The organism is Xanthomonas floridensis (assembly GCF_001642575.1).
Classification (GTDB): domain Bacteria; phylum Pseudomonadota; class Gammaproteobacteria; order Xanthomonadales; family Xanthomonadaceae; genus Xanthomonas; species Xanthomonas floridensis.
The window spans coordinates 1-15605 of the sequence record NZ_LXNG01000006.1; the positions used below are offsets into that span (position 1 = coordinate 1).

General features: G+C 63.8%; 15 protein-coding genes. 4 read left to right on the forward strand and 11 right to left on the reverse strand.

All coding sequences use genetic code 11. The features are described from left to right. Window positions 1-237 precede the first annotated feature (237 nt). Both A7D17_RS04060 and A7D17_RS23895 read left to right on the forward strand, forming a co-directional pair. Window positions 238-621 carry a YkgJ family cysteine cluster protein gene (locus tag A7D17_RS04060; RefSeq protein ID WP_064507932.1) on the forward strand — a complete coding sequence of 128 codons (384 nt, stop codon included), beginning with the start codon at window positions 238-240 and terminating at the stop codon, window positions 619-621. Window positions 622-699: 78 nt separating this feature from the next. Further along, window positions 700-948, forward strand: coding sequence for a hypothetical protein (locus A7D17_RS23895; RefSeq protein WP_153041890.1), 249 nt, complete (start codon window positions 700-702; stop codon window positions 946-948). A gap of 270 nt (window positions 949-1218) precedes the next feature. On the opposite strand, the gene A7D17_RS22490 is transcribed toward A7D17_RS23895, so the two are convergent. The 5 genes from A7D17_RS22490 to A7D17_RS04080 all read right to left on the reverse strand — a co-directional run bounded on the left by A7D17_RS22490 (window position 1219) and on the right by A7D17_RS04080 (window position 6258). After that, on the reverse strand, window positions 1219-2373 hold the full coding sequence (locus tag A7D17_RS22490; RefSeq protein ID WP_082861722.1) for an AAA family ATPase: 1155 nt from the start codon (window positions 2371-2373) through the stop codon (window positions 1219-1221). A gap of 89 nt (window positions 2374-2462) precedes the next feature. Further along, window positions 2463-3365, reverse strand: coding sequence for an alpha/beta fold hydrolase (locus A7D17_RS04065; protein ID WP_064507933.1), 903 nt, complete (start codon window positions 3363-3365; stop codon window positions 2463-2465). Between the two features lie 169 nt (window positions 3366-3534). Beyond that, window positions 3535-4704, reverse strand: a complete 1170-nt coding sequence (locus A7D17_RS04070) for a Fic/DOC family N-terminal domain-containing protein (protein WP_193395309.1) — start codon at window positions 4702-4704, stop codon at window positions 3535-3537. Between the two features lie 115 nt (window positions 4705-4819). After that, a complete protein-coding gene (locus tag A7D17_RS04075; RefSeq protein ID WP_029218373.1) occupies window positions 4820-5836 on the reverse strand; it encodes a 3-oxoacyl-ACP synthase III in 1017 nt (338 codons plus the stop codon). A 101-nt stretch (window positions 5837-5937) separates the two neighbouring features. Then, a complete protein-coding gene (locus A7D17_RS04080; RefSeq protein ID WP_064507935.1) occupies window positions 5938-6258 on the reverse strand; it encodes a DUF4156 domain-containing protein in 321 nt (106 codons plus the stop codon). Window positions 6259-6644: 386 nt separating this feature from the next. Between A7D17_RS04080 and A7D17_RS04085 the strand changes: the two genes are divergently transcribed. Continuing rightward, window positions 6645-7106 (forward strand): XAC0231 family protein, encoded by a 462-nt coding sequence (locus A7D17_RS04085; protein ID WP_064507936.1) that lies wholly within the window; start codon window positions 6645-6647, stop codon window positions 7104-7106. Between the two features lie 26 nt (window positions 7107-7132). Further along, on the forward strand, window positions 7133-7609 hold the full coding sequence (locus tag A7D17_RS04090; RefSeq protein ID WP_064507937.1) for a tRNA (cytidine(34)-2'-O)-methyltransferase: 477 nt from the start codon (window positions 7133-7135) through the stop codon (window positions 7607-7609). Window positions 7610-7923: 314 nt separating this feature from the next. Here A7D17_RS04090 and A7D17_RS04095 read toward each other — a convergent pair whose 3' ends face one another. The 6 genes from A7D17_RS04095 to poxB form a co-directional block, all read right to left on the reverse strand. Next, window positions 7924-9147 carry an MFS transporter gene (locus A7D17_RS04095; RefSeq protein ID WP_064507938.1) on the reverse strand — a complete coding sequence of 408 codons (1224 nt, stop codon included), beginning with the start codon at window positions 9145-9147 and terminating at the stop codon, window positions 7924-7926. A 104-nt stretch (window positions 9148-9251) separates the two neighbouring features. After that, the gene (locus A7D17_RS04100) at window positions 9252-9908 is read right to left on the reverse strand and encodes a hypothetical protein (protein WP_064507939.1); all 657 of its coding nucleotides are present in this window, start codon (window positions 9906-9908) and stop codon (window positions 9252-9254) included. A 98-nt stretch (window positions 9909-10006) separates the two neighbouring features. After that, on the reverse strand, window positions 10007-10750 hold the full coding sequence (locus A7D17_RS04105; RefSeq protein ID WP_064507940.1) for a hypothetical protein: 744 nt from the start codon (window positions 10748-10750) through the stop codon (window positions 10007-10009). Window positions 10751-10935: 185 nt separating this feature from the next. Beyond that, window positions 10936-12282 (reverse strand): sigma-54-dependent transcriptional regulator, encoded by a 1347-nt coding sequence (locus A7D17_RS04110; protein ID WP_064507941.1) that lies wholly within the window; start codon window positions 12280-12282, stop codon window positions 10936-10938. After that, window positions 12267-13709, reverse strand: coding sequence for a sensor histidine kinase (locus A7D17_RS04115; RefSeq protein ID WP_064507942.1), 1443 nt, complete (start codon window positions 13707-13709; stop codon window positions 12267-12269). The genes A7D17_RS04110 and A7D17_RS04115 overlap by 16 nt, the downstream gene beginning before the upstream one ends. Before the next feature lie 49 nt (window positions 13710-13758). Then, window positions 13759-15468 (reverse strand): ubiquinone-dependent pyruvate dehydrogenase, encoded by a 1710-nt coding sequence (gene poxB, locus A7D17_RS04120; protein WP_064507943.1) that lies wholly within the window; start codon window positions 15466-15468, stop codon window positions 13759-13761. Window positions 15469-15605: the final 137 nt, after the last annotated feature.

Here is a 15605-nt window from a genome sequence, read left to right on the forward strand (position 1 = left end):
ACCTCGCGCCGTGTCTGCTTGCGCTTGCCGTTGTACTCCGCGTCGCCAAAGCTCAGCTGCATCGAGATCGTCCGCTCGGTTCGTTGATCCATTGTGGCAGTATCAGATGGAGTTGTTCAGACCTTCCTTAGCGGCAGCGGCCTCCTGCCTCTTGCCTCTTGCCTCTTGTATCGCGGCACGGTTCGGTCAGAATGCCGCGCTCCCCACGCGATTTCGCCGCGCCAGGCCCGGCATTCCATGGCACACCCCTGCCTTACCTGCGGCGCTTGCTGCGCCTATTTCCGCGTCAGTTTCCACTGGAGCGAAGCCGATCCCGCATTGGGCGGCAGGGTACCAATCGAACTGACCGACTCCTTGCGTACGCACGAGCGCGTGATGCGCGGCACCTCGCAGTCGCAACCGCGCTGCATCGCGCTGGATGCCGACATTGGCCGCTACAGCCGCTGCAGCATCCACGATCGCCGCCCGTCCTCCTGCGCCGCCGTGCCGGCGTCGCTGGAATTCGGGCAGCGCAGTGCGCAATGCGACAAGTCGCGCCTGGCGCATGGCCTGCATGCGCTGACGCAGGACGATTGGATCGGCGTGGACGATGCGCAGCGCAATCCGCTGCCGGAGGGATAGAAACCAGTATTCAAACTGCTAAGTTGCTAAGACTATCTATTGCTCGTGAAAGACTCGGCGACACTCTTGCAGCCTCTAATGGCCGCCAATACTGGGCTGCAAAGTCACAGAGATGAACGTTGTACCCCGCCCCAGACTTGGAACTATCGCGATCTGAAACCATTTCTTGCCGAATTAACCGTTTGGACGATCTTGATGCCAGATGTAAAACCATTTCCTTTGGATTATCTATTTCGTCAGGTGATTTCGGCATTTTCGATTGAGGAACGTGAAGAAAATCTGCAAATGCTTCCGAGTCTGCCAATAACCAACTCTCTGCCTCCCTGACAGCAAATCTTAGCAAAAATCCAGAAGGTGTTCCGTGAGGAATCCAACGCTGGATTATATCAACAACGCATTTCCCGTCCGTGTCAGCGACACATAAGACGGGAGATATATTTACAAGCCCAAAATATCTCTTCAAAGCGGATTGCAGCTTGGTCACTCCATGCGTGTTTATAACCGGTAAAGCGGGGATCCGTTTAGCAACGTCGGTGACTAGCTTGACCCCCAAAGCGCAACTAAGGGCATCTTCGCCTATTACATACATCTCTGCCATCAGAACAAGCCCATCTGCTCGATTCGTTCGGGCCTTGTTTTAGGCAACAAGACCTCAGCTGGATTCAATCCATTTTCCATGGCTATAACTTCTTCGGCATTGGGCTCACGTATCGTGGTTCCATTTTCGCCGATTTCAAGCAAGAGTACCCAACCAGGATCACTGACTGCCGCTATTAAATTGTCACTATGGGTAGTCACAATTACTTGGCGAGCAGCTTTTTTTCTACTACGCAGAACTCTATCGATCATCAATGGAATATATTCGACAATTGCATCGTTCAGCGATAGTTCGGGCTCTTCTAAAAGAAGCATTCCGTCGCCTTCTTGCAATGCCCAAAGTAGTCCAATTAGGCGTAATGTCCCATCAGAAAATTGCTCTTCGCGCTGCCAAGCGCCATTGACGCGCCAATGGTCGAAGCGCGCCTCCAAATGTGGTGCGCCCGTAACATCATCTTTTCTGAACTGTAGTTGTGAAAACTGAGGAACTGCCACTTTTAGTGCTTCAGCAATACGCTTCAACCGAGCAGTCTGAGTTTTTTGAGGAGTTCTGGCTATCCGCTGCAATAATCCTTGACCGAAAGGATCACTTTCCACCATTCTCCCACTGATTTCCTCTCCAAACTTTAAAAGTTGAGGAACCAAATGGAGGTATGTCGTGGACCCGAAAAATTCGGCAAGCTCACGAAACTTGGCATTATTGTTAATTTGTTCCATATGAGTTTGCGTTAAACGCACCTCATCAGACAGATCATTTGAATCGGGACGCACAATTATTTCCCGATCATTACAAGTGACCACTTCTCTTGTAATAAATACTCTCTGCGCTCCCTTACCCTCTGCCTTGAATGCGAGCGCATAAGTCCATCGCCTTGCCTCAGGATCAAGTGATTCCGCTAACTCGACCTCAATACTAACTTCCGGATCTCGTCTTGCGTGGAGACTGCGGAGCTTAGACATGAATCCGCGCTCCTTAAGTGCTTTTTGCAGTCCGCCACCTTCAACTTGCGCAATCGTCCTCAAAAATCGAAAAACGTCCAAGATATTAGACTTCCCCGAAGCATTTGCACCAATTAAAAATGCGCGCGAAGAAAGGCCAACATCCGCCTCACGGAAATTTCGCCAGTTCTTCAGCTTCAGTCTTGAAATAAGCACTATTTCCTCCGGGCTTCTTCGACTAAAAAATCAGAATACAACTGTCATCTTGTATCCAATTGACTAAAACTTGCAATCACTTTGAAGAATTACAGCGGATTGCGCTCCAGAAACGCACGGATCGCCGGCACCAGCACTTCATGCGTGTCTTCCAGCACGTAGTGATTGGCATCGTCGAACGCGGTGACCTCGGCATTCGGCAGTGCCTTGCGGAAGCCAGCCAGAAAATGCTTGTCGAAACAGATATCGCGCAGGCCCCAGGCGATGAACGCAGGGCGGTCGGCAAACGACGGCAAGGCCTGTGCGGAGCGCTCCAGCAACGACCAGCCCCGGTCGGCCGGCGACAGCGGAATGTCCTGCATGAAACGGATCGTGGAGATGCGATTGCGCCAGTTGTCGTAGGGCGCGACATAGGCGCGGCGCACGGCCGCCGGCATGCGGCGCGACACGCCAAACCATGAAGCACCGGACGAAAACGCATTGAAGGTACGGATGAACCATTCGCCCGGTCGCCAATGGCGGCCCATCGCGATCTGCCAGGGCATCGGCTTTTCCGGCGGCAGCGGGAAGGCCGCGGTATTGGTGATCACAAGGCGTTTGACCCGCGCATGGTGCGACAGCGCCCAACCGAACCCGATCATGCCGCCCCAGTCGTGCACTGCCAGCGTGATCGGCCCGGTGATGCCCAGGTGCCGCAGCAGCGTGTCCAGATCGTCCACGCGCGACTGCAGGGTGTAGTCGTAGCGCGGCTGCGCATCGGGCGCATCGTCCGGCTTGTCGGACAGGCCCATGCCGATATGGTCCGGCACGATGCAGCGGTAGCGATCGGAAAGACCGCTGACCAGATGCCGCCACAGATAGCTCCACGACGGATTGCCATGCAGCATCACGACCACCTCGCCATCGCGCGGGCCTTCGTCCAGATACGACATCGCAACGCCGGGCCGCACATCGAGCCGTTTGGGGGTGAAGGGGTAGCCTGGGTAGTTCATTGATTTCTCGACTGTGTTGAATCCGAGGCAATGTGCCCTGTCGCAGCATCTGCAAATGCAGCGGGATCTCTCTCATGAATACGTTGACGTGCGGCCGTTACGCTCGGCCACGACAGTGACACGCGGACCCCACCGGCGGCGGCGCAACAGAGCGCGCACGTTACATCCGTCATAGCGGCTGCGCGCCTTCGCTGAGGATGTTGAGGTAGGCCTGGTACGCAAAGATGCGATGCCGCTGCTGTCCGGTGAGTTCGTTGACGATGTCCAGTTGCTCAAGGGTGCGTATTGCCGCGCGGATGGTCGGCGCGCTCAGCGACAGCTGCGGCGCAACCTGCGGCACGGACAAGACGACACGGCGTGCAAAGTGCTCGAACACCAACCCGACGTTGCCGGCACGCTGACCCAGCGCCGTGATCCGTGCGCGATCACGTGCCAACAGCGCGAGCAGCCGCTGCGCCGTATCGACAGCCTGTTGCGCTGTTTCCGCGACCCCATCCAGAAAGAAGCCCAGCCACTCTTCCCAATCGCCACGTGTCCTGACCGCATTGAGGCGGTCGTAATACTCGGCACGGCGACGTTTGAAGTACAGGCTCAGATACAGGCTAGGTGCGCGCAATACACCTTCGCTGCAAAGGATCAAGGTGATCAGCAGACGCCCCAGGCGCCCGTTGCCATCGCTGAAGGGATGGATGGTCTCAAATTGCACATGCGCAAGCGCTGCCTTCACCAACGGCGGCATCTGCCCGGGCAAGGCGTGCAGAAACTGTTCGAGCGCAGCCAGCGCTGCAGGCAATGCATCCGGTGGTGGCGGGACGAACTGTGCCAATGCGGGCGACACGCCACCGATCCAGACCTGATTTCGGCGAAATTCTCCCGGCTGTTTGCCAGCTCCGCGTCCGCCCTGCAGGAGCAAGGCATGCACTTCGCGCAACAGCCTCAGCGATAGCGGAAAGTCGTCCTCGCGCAAGCGTCGAAGTCCATGATTGAGCGCGGCAACGTAGTTGGAGACTTCTTCGACATCGTCGATGGGCACACCGGGCGCGGCGTCCATTTCGAACAACAACAGGTCCGACAGCGACGACTGCGTCCCTTCGATCTGGGACGACAGCAATGCTTCCTTGCGCACGTACTGATACAGAAACAGTTCCGGATCGGGCAGCATCAGTGTGATGCCGTCCAGCCGCCCCAGCGCCTGGTCGGCGCGCTCTTTGCGCGCGACCAGCTCGGCCGCGCTGAAATCCAAGGCGGGCTTTGGCGGTAACGGATCCGGGATGAAGGCCTGATAGCGGCTTGCGGCTAAGGCCCCGGAGACGTAATGACCCGTCGTGCGATGTGGCATCGTTTTCCTTACAACCGAGGGCCGGGCCAATAAGGAAACTTTTCTACCACTTTCTTTCCTAAGTGGCGACTCAGTGCGGCAACCAACGCTTATGCCGCGCCTGAGCCAGCAACACTCACCAAACCACTTCCGCCATCGAGCAGTTCAGGCCAGAACCAATCCCCATCAGGGCGATGCGGTCGCCCTTCTTCAGGCGGCCCAGTTCCTTGAGCTTGCTCAACACGATCGGCACCGAGGCCGGACCAATGTTGCCGTGCTCGCCGAAGATGGTCATGACCTTGGCCGGGTCGATGCCGAACGACTTCACGAATGACGCGGTGTGCGGGCGGCTGACCTGGTGGATCACGAACTGGTCCACTTCGTCCACTGCCCATCCCAGCACCTGCTTGGCGGCCAGGAAGGTCTTCTGCGCCAGCTTGATGCCTTCGATCAGCAGCAGGCGGGTGTCGGTGACCATGCGGTCCAGGTTGCCCCGGCACAGTTTGTTCCACTCGGTGGCCGAGCGGGTCACGCCGCCCTTGTAGCGCGGTGCGTCCGGCACCAGCTCCGAGCGCGCCATCACCATCGCAGCGGCGCCGCAGCCCAGGGTCAACGCGGCCAGTTCGTTGCGGAATTCCTCTTCGGTGACATCCGGGGAGGTCATGCGCTCGAGGGTCTTTTCATAGACCAGGTTGGCGGTCTCGCCGTCCACGATCAGGGCGTAGTCGATTTCGCCACGCTCCAGCATGCGCGCAGCGATATCCATGCCGTTGATGAAGGCCAGGCAGGCATTGGCCACGTCGAAGGTGACGCAGTGGTCGCCCACGCCCAGGTTGCCGGACACGATGGAGGCCGTGGACGGCTCCAGGTAGTCGCGGCTCACCGAGGTGTTGACCAGCAGGCCGATCTTCTCGATGCCGATGCCGGCATCGGTCAGCGCCTTGCGCGCGGCCTGGGTGGCGGCGTCGGAGGCCTGGACATCCTGGTCCCACAAGCGCCGTGCATGGATGCCGGCAACGTCACCCAACACGTCGGTCTTGATCCCGAGGCGGTCGTAGGTCGGTTGCAGGCGCTCGTTGATTTCCTTGGAAGTCAGCGTGTGCGGCGCATCAATATGCGCCAGTCCCGCGATGGAGACATTCTGGAAGAGCATCGAAGTAGCGCCATGGCGTCAGGCGAGGGGGCGCTAGTCTAGCTGCTGGCCGGTTTTACCGCATCTTTACAATTGAATCGCCCCCGCCCCAGCCCAACGGTTCAGCGCGGCGGGCAGCGGAAGGCGGTGAAGCGCTGGCTTCCCTCGGCGGGCTGGCCCTGCGCCTGCACGGCATTGGCGTTGGCGCCCGGCGCTTCGTTGCGGGCCAGGGTTTCCAGTTCTTCCTGCACGCGCAGCGGGTTGCGGTTGTAGAAGCCGACCTTGCTCTTGACCGACACCACCACCTCGCCCTGCTGCTGGCAGCCTGCCGGCACCGGGCCTGCGGGCAGCACCTGCACGCCCTTGCCGCTTTGCTCGATCGGCACCCAGGTGCACGCCGCGGTGGTGGTGGCAACCAGAACAGACAGCATCAACACGCGCATAAGTCGTCACACCTCAGGGCAAAGCCGGATTGTGCCGCAGTTGCCCGGCAGCGAAGCGCGTGCCCGGCATGGTCCACACGCCTCATTCAGCACGCCGCAACCGCCACGCGGTCGCCCGATGCCCGCGGCCTTGGGTGCTATCCGGCGTCTGCCGCTGCGTCCGGGTGTCCGGACGCGGACACCGGCGAATCCGAAAAAATCCTTTTAAAACAATGCATTCGAGATGGCATGCGGCTTGCTCTAGCTAATTGGCAATCGATACGCGCGTCGAAAGGCTGACCGGATGCTGAACGAATAAAGAGAAGTTTCGAAACTTCTTGCGCATACCGAAACGGTGTACTACCTTACTACCACACCACTTATCACCCACACCAAGAGACCTCGCCATGAACACCCAGACCCTGCGCATCGCCCTCACCGCCGCCCTGCTTGCCGGCACCTCCCTGGCCGGCTTTGCCCAGGCCGCCAGCCTGACCACGCTGGACACCGTGCAGGTGCGCCCGGCTGCCGACCAGATCGCCCAGCAGACGCTGGAGCGCAACAGCGACATCCGCACCCTGTCTGCCGTGCAGGTACGCCCGTCGGCCGAACAGCTGGCCGCACTGGCAGCCGAACAGGCCGGGCCGCGTGTCGTCACCCTCGCTGCGGTGCAGGTGCGCCCGTCGGCCGAACAGCGTGCCGCGCTGGTCGTGCGCGGCACGGCAGCGACCGCCCAGACCGCCTCCGGTCAGGCGGCCGCCGCGATCGGCGCGCTGATGGGCCAGGTCATCGTCAACCTGCCGGTGCCGCAGCTGCAGCCGTCGCCGGCCGAACTGGAAGCCCTGGTCAGCGCCGCCATCAACCTCTGAGCACGCGCGCAGCTACACTTGCGCGCATGCCAGCACCCGTCCTCGATGTCATCCTGTTTCAACCGGAAATTCCGCCCAACACGGGCAATGTGATCCGCCTGTGCGCCAATACCGGCGCGCGCCTGCACCTGATCGAGCCGCTTGGTTTCGACCTCAGCGACAAGCAGCTCAAGCGCGCCGGCCTGGACTACCACGAATACGCGCCGCTCAAGGTGTATGCAGACCTGCCTAGCGCACTGGCCGCAATCGCGCCCACGCGCGTGTTTGCACTGAGCACCCGCAGCACGGTGCGCTACGACACCCCGCAGTTCGCCGATGGCGATGCGTTTTTGTTCGGCCCGGAAACCCGCGGCCTGCCGGCAGAGGTGCTGGAGTCGATCCCGCCGCAGCACCGGCTACGGCTGCCGATGCGCCCGGACAACCGCAGTTTGAACCTCTCCAACACCGTGGCGGTGATGGTGTTCGAAGCCTGGCGGCAATGGAATTTTGCCGGCGGTCAGTAGCCACGCACCGCACCACCGGCCAGCACGCGGCGGCTGGCGTTGGCATGCATCACGGCCCCGCGCCGTTTCAGTGCACCACGCATAGTACGCAGAGCGTTGCAGACCACGGCTGGAAGGGCACCCGCAGGGTTGCCCCTGCATGCCGCAGCACGTGCTGGCCCTTCGCGATTTTCCCGCGCGAATGCGTGCCCGCCGCCGGTCGCCACCAGCATCGGATCGACGCTGACCAGCGTTAGCGTCGCATTGCCTTGATCAGATGCTGGCCGCCGCGCATGCCTCTCCAACGTTGCGCCCTGCGTGACCGCACGCGCGCATCACGCTGCCGGCTGCAGACCGGTGGCCGCCTGCAACATGCCGCGGCAGCCGGCCCATAGCGCCACCGCCAGCAACGCGATCGCGCCCAGGGTCAGGAACGCGATGCGATACCCGAAGGCATGCGCCAGCCAGCCACCGAACGCCGGGCTCAGTGCTGCGCCAACTCCCTGCACCGTCATCACCGCGCCCTGGCCCACATTGACCCGGCCGGTGCCTTGCAGCAGACGCGCCACCAGGGCTGGCACCACCACGCTTTGCAGCCCGGCGCCCAGGCCATCCAGCACCTGTACCGGAAACACGCCCCAGCCATGGATCACCGAGGCAGCCACCAGCGCGCGCAGCGGCAAGGCCATGAAGGCGATCAGCAACACCCACCAATGCCCGTGCACCCGGATCCAGCGCATCGCCAGCAAGGCCACCACCACCATCGTGGCCTGCGCCACCACAATCGTGGTGGCGGTCAGCGCGCTCGGGTCGCCGGCGTGCGCCGCCACGATCGCCATGCCGTAGAGCGGTAGCATCGCGGCGTTGCCCAGATGGAACAGCCCCAGCGTGACGGCCAGTAGTGCCAACGGGCGGCAGGTCAGCAAGACCCGCCAGCCGCCCAGCGCGTCTGCGCCGTCGGCCTGGCGCAGGCCACGTGCGGCACGGTGATCGATGGCATCGGCCGGAATCGCCAGCACCGCCGCCAGTGCCAGCGCGCCAAACACCGCCGTCAGTGCAAACACCGCCGCAAATCCGTAGCGCCACCCCAACCATCCGGCCAGCACCGCGGCCAGCATGTTGCCGGCATGGTTGGCAACCTGGTTGCGTGCCAGCTGATGGTCAAACCCGCGCGCGTGCACCAACCCCAAGGTAATCCCGGTCAATGCCGGGCCGATGCCGGCCGCCGCAAGCGCCGAGGCGATCTGCGCGGCGACCACACCGGATGAGGTGGGCCGCAGCCAGATCAACGCGGTGGCCAGCAGGATCGCCAGACAGCCGATCACCACCACCGCGCGCTTGCGCCGAGTGGCATCGACCAGCGCACCGGCCGGCGTGGTGGCGAGCATGCCGGCGATGCCGCCCACGCTCATCACCGTGCCGATCGCCGCCACCGACCAGCCCCTGGACTGCAAAAACACGCTCAAAAACGGCCCCAGCCCGTCCTGCACATCGGCCACGCTGAAATGCAGCGCTTCCAGTGCGCGCGTACCACGCGGCCTGGCGTTGGTCATCGGCATGGCAGTGCTCCGCCATGCGATGCAGCGCCGGCACACAGGCCGGCGTGCGCGACAGACCGGCAGGCAACCATCTCAACCGCACACGGTGGCTGCATGTCCGGCTCCTAATGCTTGGGCTTGGCCTTGGGCTTGGGCTTGGGCTTGGGTTTGGGTTTGGGTTTGTGTGCAGGACCGTGCGGCGGATGCGCGATTTGCTTCAGCGTCGCCGCCTTGCCGCCCAAGGCATGGGCATGGATCAGCAGGCCGTGCGGAGTTGCCTTGGTATCGCCCTCGGCAACCAACGGCTTGCCGACCACCAATTGCCTGGCGAACTCGGCGCCGGCGTGCGGCGGAAACCGCACCGTCACCTCGTCATCGAGCAACACGCCATGCACCTGCCCGTGCGGGCCGTGCAACAACCGCGCGATGGTGCCGGCGTGCTGGGTGAGTTGCGGCTTGGGCGGCTTGCCGGCCGGCGGCTTGGGCTTGGACTTGGGTTTTGCGTGCGGCCCGTGCGGGCCTTCGTCGAGGATGCGCTTGCCGCCGTCCGGATCGATCGCCAGGGCCACCAGCATGTCCACATCGCGTGGCTTGAGGCCGCGTACGGTCAACGCACTGCCGGGCTTGAGCGCCTTGAGCAGGGCTGCCGACAGGTGCGGCGGGGTGTGCACCTCGGTGCCATCGGTGAGTAACAGGCCATCGATATCGGCCTTGGGATTGAGCAGAAAACGCGCCAGGGTGCCGCGGGTTTCAGGGAGAAAATCAGGATCGACCCAATGCATGGAGTACTCCGAAGAAAGTGACCGGCAATGCCGGTCGCGCCGCTGGCCGCGCAGCTGCGTGGCCAGCGGAGAGACGAACGAACGAGGACCCTGCCGGCTCAGCGACCGGCAGGCGGCACTGGAGCGCCAGGCGGCAGCGGACCGTCCGGACGCGGCGCGCTGAACAACGCGCGCAGCGAGGCGCGGTCACGGCCCAGCTGGGTGGCTTCGATCGCGCGGCCGTCCGGGGTGGCCACGCCGAAACCGCTCGCGCTCAGTGGCGCACCCACGCGCAGCAGGTCGGTGAACTGCAGTGCCAGGTGTGGCGGCATCCGGACCACGGTGCCATCGCTGACCAGCGCGCCATTGACCTCGCCGGCAGGCCCGTACACCAGGCGCTGGATGGTGCCGTCGGACTGCAGCGGCGTCAGTTGACCGGGAGTCGGCGGCGGCGGTGGCGGCGCGCCGAAGGTGGGCGGGCGATCGACCACCTCGCGGCCGCTACGGCTGGAGCGGATCGAGCTGGCCTGCAGCACCGGCAAGTTGCCCAGCCGGAAGCCCTGTACGACAACGCTGTCGCCTGCGCGCACGGCAGTCTTCACCTCGGTGGACAGGTGCGGCGGGAAGCCCACCTGAGTTCCGTCACGCAGCCATAGGCCGTCGACGTCGCCGTTGGGATTGAGCATGAAGCGCTCGACGCTGCCGCTCACGCTCACCGGCGTAGCAGCGACAGGGGTCGGCGGGGCCGGCGGGCCGCCGATCGGGCCATTGGGAGCCGGCGGCGGTGGCGGCGCGCCGACCTGGGCGGCAGCGGCGCCGATGGTGCAGGCCAGGGCAAGTGCAAGAACGGTCTGACGCATCATGGGGATGTCTCCAGCGCGGCGGAAAGGGGCCGCGTGCCACTATCACAGCAGCAATCGTGCCAACCGATAAACCATTGTTTTATAAAGAAATCACTGCACAAATCAGCGCACTGAGACGTCCTGGTTTCATCCACCCTGTCCGCTTTGGGGACACTCCGGAACCGACAGTGGAGCGTGCGTAGGCCTTACAGTCCGTATTCCTCCAGCTTGCGATAGAGCAGCTGCCGGTGGATGCCTAGCCGACGTGCCGCCTCGGCCCGGTTGCCCTGGCTCTGCGCCAGCGCCGCCTGGATCATCTCCCGCTCCAGACGTGCCACCGCCTCGGGCAGGCTTCCGACGGGCGCCAAGGTCGACGGTGGCGATGGTTCGCCCGCGTCGGCCAGCGCCTCGTCCAGATCGGGCGCATCGATGCTGGTACCGCGACCCAGCACCTGGCTGCGCTGCATGACATTGCGCAGTTCGCGCACGTTGCCGGGCCAGCGGTGTGCCAGCAGCCGTTCCTGCGCCGCCGGCGACACCCCCTGCGCCCGCCCAGTACCGCCGCGCAGGAAGTGCTGCGCCAGCAGCAGGATGTCCTGGCCCCGCTCGCGCAGCGGCGGCAGTTCGATCGGCACCACGTTTAGGCGATAGCGCAGGTCGCTGCGAAACCGCCCGTCGGCCACGCAGGCCGCCAGGTCGCGGTGGGTGGCGGCCAACACCCGCACGTCGACCTTCTGCGGGCCACTGCCCCCCAGCGGCGTCACCTCGCCTTCCTGCAGGAAGCGCAGCAGCTTGGCCTGCATCGGCAGCGGCATGTCGCCGATTTCATCCAGAAACAAGGTGCCACCGTCGGCTTCGCGGATCAGCCCGAGCCGGTCGCCGCTTGCGCCGGAAAATGCGCCCTTGCGGTGGCCGAATAACTCGCTTTCCATCAACTCCAGCGGGATGGCCGCGCAATTGACCGCAACGAACGATGCATTGGCGCGTGGACTGGCGCGATGCAGCGCACGCGCGGCCAACTCCTTGCCGGTGCCGGTTTCGCCAGTGATCAGTACCGGCAGGTCGGAGGCGGCGGCCAGCCCGATGCGTTTGTGCACGGTGCGCATCGCCGGGCTGTGCCCGATCAGTGCATCGTCTTCTTCGGCCGGCTCGCTCGCGTCATCGATCTCGGCTGCCGCGTCGTGCACGCGGCTCGCCAGCGCGCGCTGCACCACCTCGACGATGTCCGCGCGCCCCACCGGCTTGACCAGATGATCGAAGGCGCCCAGCGTCATCGCCTCGATGGTGTTGCCGCTGGACACATGCGCGGTGAGCATCACCAGCGGCACCTGGCGCGCCTGCGCATCGCCCAGGCGCGCACGCAGGACCTCGATGCCATCCATGCCAGGCATGCGGAAATCCACGAACGCCATGTCGATGCCGCCTTCGCTCAGCCGCGCCAGCCCGTCCGGCCCATTGTCGGCACCGACCACGGCATGGCCGAGCGAGCGCAAGGTGGCCTGCAAGGTCGTACGAAACGCCGCATCGTCGTCGATGATCAGGATGCGCGCCATGGCAGCTCCACGATGAAATCGGTCAGCCCGTCGGCGTGTGCGTAGCGCACCTGCCCGCCGTGCGCGCGCGCGATCTCGCGCACCAGCGCCAGCCCGAGCCCGTTGCCGTCGCTGCGCCCGCTGACGAACGGTTCGAACAGCTGCGCGGCAATCGGCTCGGCGATCGCCGCGCCATGGTTGGAGACCCGCAACTGCAGCATGCCATCGGCTTCTGCCGCCTGCAGTGTCACCTCGCTGCCCGGCTCGGCGTGCTGTACGGCATTGCGCAACAGGTTGTGCACCGCGCGCCCGAGTTGCTGCGGATCCAGTGTCCAGCGCAACGGCGCCGCCGGCACCCGCAGGCGGGGTGGTGGCATGTCCGGTGGCAACAGCTCCGGCGCCAGCAGCGCGCCCAACCACGCCTGCACGTCCACCGTCTCCAGTTGCAGACGGATCGGCTGCACCATGCCGAGCAGGCTCTCGACCACCCCATCCAGGCGTTGAATCTGCGCCAGCATGATCTCCGCGTGGGCCGCTGCGTCGGGTGTGGCATCACGCTGGGCGATCTCGTTCTCCACCGCCAGCCGCATCGTGGCGATCGGATTGCGGATCTCGTGCGCCACCGTGGCCGTCATCCGGCCAAGCGCGGCCAGACGTTCGTGCCGCGACAGCTCATCGGCCAGGCGGCGTGTCTGCGCCAGCGCCTGTGCGTTGCGTTGTGCGTAGTCGTTGACCGCCGCGCCCAGCCGATCCAGTTCCGGCGTGCCGGTCGGCGGTATGTGCGGTGTCTGCGTGTCGGCGGCCAATGCCTGCTGGATGCGATGCAAGCGCTGGCTCCAGCGCCGCACCACCACCCCCAGCGCAATCGCCGAGACCGCCACCATCGCGAAGATCAGCAACATGCCGACGACCAGGGGCCGCCAGGCGTCGGCCTTGCTGGCTGGTACCCGCGTCATCGTCCATGCCGCACTGCCCGACATCAGCGGACAGGCGCTGATAAGCAACACTTCGCGGCGACCATCCCGACGGTAGTGCACGGCAGTCTTGTCCTTCACTGCCTGCTGCGCCGTGCCCACGATGGTGGTCCATTCGGCCGCGGGGATATCGGTCTTGTGGTCGCTCCCATCGTAGGTGGGGTAGGCATAGGCAATGAAGCCCCGATGCAGATCCCAGACGCCACCTTCGACACCGGGTGCGTCGGCCAGCACCAGCTGCACCACCACCGCTGCCAGGCCGATTCCATCGTCGCCGGTGCGCGCCGCCTCGCTGGCCCCGGCATACCGTTGCACGATGCGCGTGCATTGCGCGCTCAATTGCTGGCGCGCCTCCTCCAGCCGCACGCCCTCGGTCTGCCGGTACAGGCCGTACAGCATCGTGGCCACGCCCACGCAGGCGGCCACGATGACCACCCAGATCAACAGCAATTGCCGCAGCAGCGAACGAGGCATCGAACGATCCCAGGAAGATCAGGCGGTAGTGTGCAGCGTGGCCGCTGCCTCAGCGCAGATTGGTCTTGACCAGCTGCAACACCTCATCACCGCGCCCGCTCATCACCGCCTTGAGCATGTACAGGCCCATGCCCTTGGCCTGTTCGAGCTTGATTGCCGGCGGCACCGCCAGCTCCTGGGTGGCAATGCGCACATCCACCAGCGCCGGACCGGAATGCGCAAATGCCTGCCGCAACGCGCGCTCCAGCTGCGCCGACTCATCGACGCGAATGCCCAGGATGCCCATCGCATTGCTCATCGCGGCGAAATCCGGGTTGCGCAGCTCGGTACCGGTATCCAGGTAGCCGGCCGCCTTCATTTCCATCGCCACAAAGCCCAACGAGGCATTGTTGAACACCACGATCTTCACCGGCAGGTTCAACTGCGCCAGCGAGATGAAATCGCCCATCAGCATCGCAAAGCCACCGTCGCCAGACAGCGAGATCACCTGACGCCCGGGGAACGCCGCCTGTGCGCCCAGCGCCTGCGGCATGGCATTGGCCATCGAGCCATGGTTGAACGACCCCAGCAAACGGCGCTTGCCGTTCATGCGCAGATAGCGCGCCGCCCACACCGTAGGCGTGCCGACATCGCAGGTGAATATCGCATCCTGATCGGCAATCTGGCTGATCAGCCGGGTGACGAACTGCGGATGCAGCGGTTCGCCCGGATCGGCGGGTACTGCCAGGTCATCCAGCCCCTCGCGCGCGGTGCGATAGTGCTCCAGCGACTTTTCAAGGAAGCGGCGATCTTCCCTGCGCTGCAACTGCGGCAGCAAGGCCGCGATGGTTTCGCCCACATCCGCCGCGATGCCTAATTGAAGCGGCGTGTGCCGCCCCAGCGCGCCCGGGTCGCGATCAACCTGCACGATGGTCGCGTCCTTCGGGTAGAACTGCCGATACGGGAAGTCCGTACCCAGCATGATCAAGGTGTCGCAGTTGAGCATCGCGTGATAGCCGGAGCTGAAGCCGATCAGGCCGGTCATGCCGACATCGAACGGGTTTTCCCACTCCACGTATTCCTTGCCGCGCAACGCATGCACGATCGGTGCGCCCAACGTCTCTGCCAGCGCCACTACCGCATCGTGCGCACCGGCGCATCCGCTGCCGCACAGCAAGGTAACCGCCTTGCTCTGCTGCAGCAGCTCGGCCAGCTGCTGCACATCCTCGGCAGCAGGCAGCACGCGCGGTGCGCGCAGCGCCGGCCATGCGCTGGACAGATGCTTGTCCACCTCCAGCAGCGCGATATCGCCGGGAATCACCACCACCGCCACGCCCTGCTGCAGGATCGCCGTGCGCATCGCACGGTGCAGCACTTCCGGCAGCTGCGCCGGGTTGGTCACCAGCTCCACAAAGTGGCTGCACTCGCGGAACAATTCCTGCGGATGGGTTTCCTGGAAATAGCTCAGGCCGATTTCGGACGAGGGGATATGCGCGGCGATCGCCAGCACCGGTTGCCGGCTGCGGTGGCAGTCGAAGAGTCCGTTGATCAAATGCAGATTGCCCGGCCCGCAACTGCCCGCACACACCGCCAACTCGCCGGTCACTGCCGCTTCGGCGCCTGCGGCGAAGGCGGCCACTTCTTCGTGGCGCACATGCATCCACGCGATCGTCTGCATCTCGCGCAAGGCATCGGTCAGGCCATTGAGGCTGTCGCCGGTCACGCCCCAGATCCGCTCCACACCCGCGTTCTGCAGCGTCTCGGCCAGAAACCGCGCCATTGTCTTCTTCTTCGCCACGATGCAGCTCCGCTATTGATCAACGAGCATGCGATGCTCCCAGCGGGGATGTCAGAGCAGTGTGCTCGTGCACGAAAAGTGCTGGGAAACCCGATGATTCGTGCATTCATGCACATGAG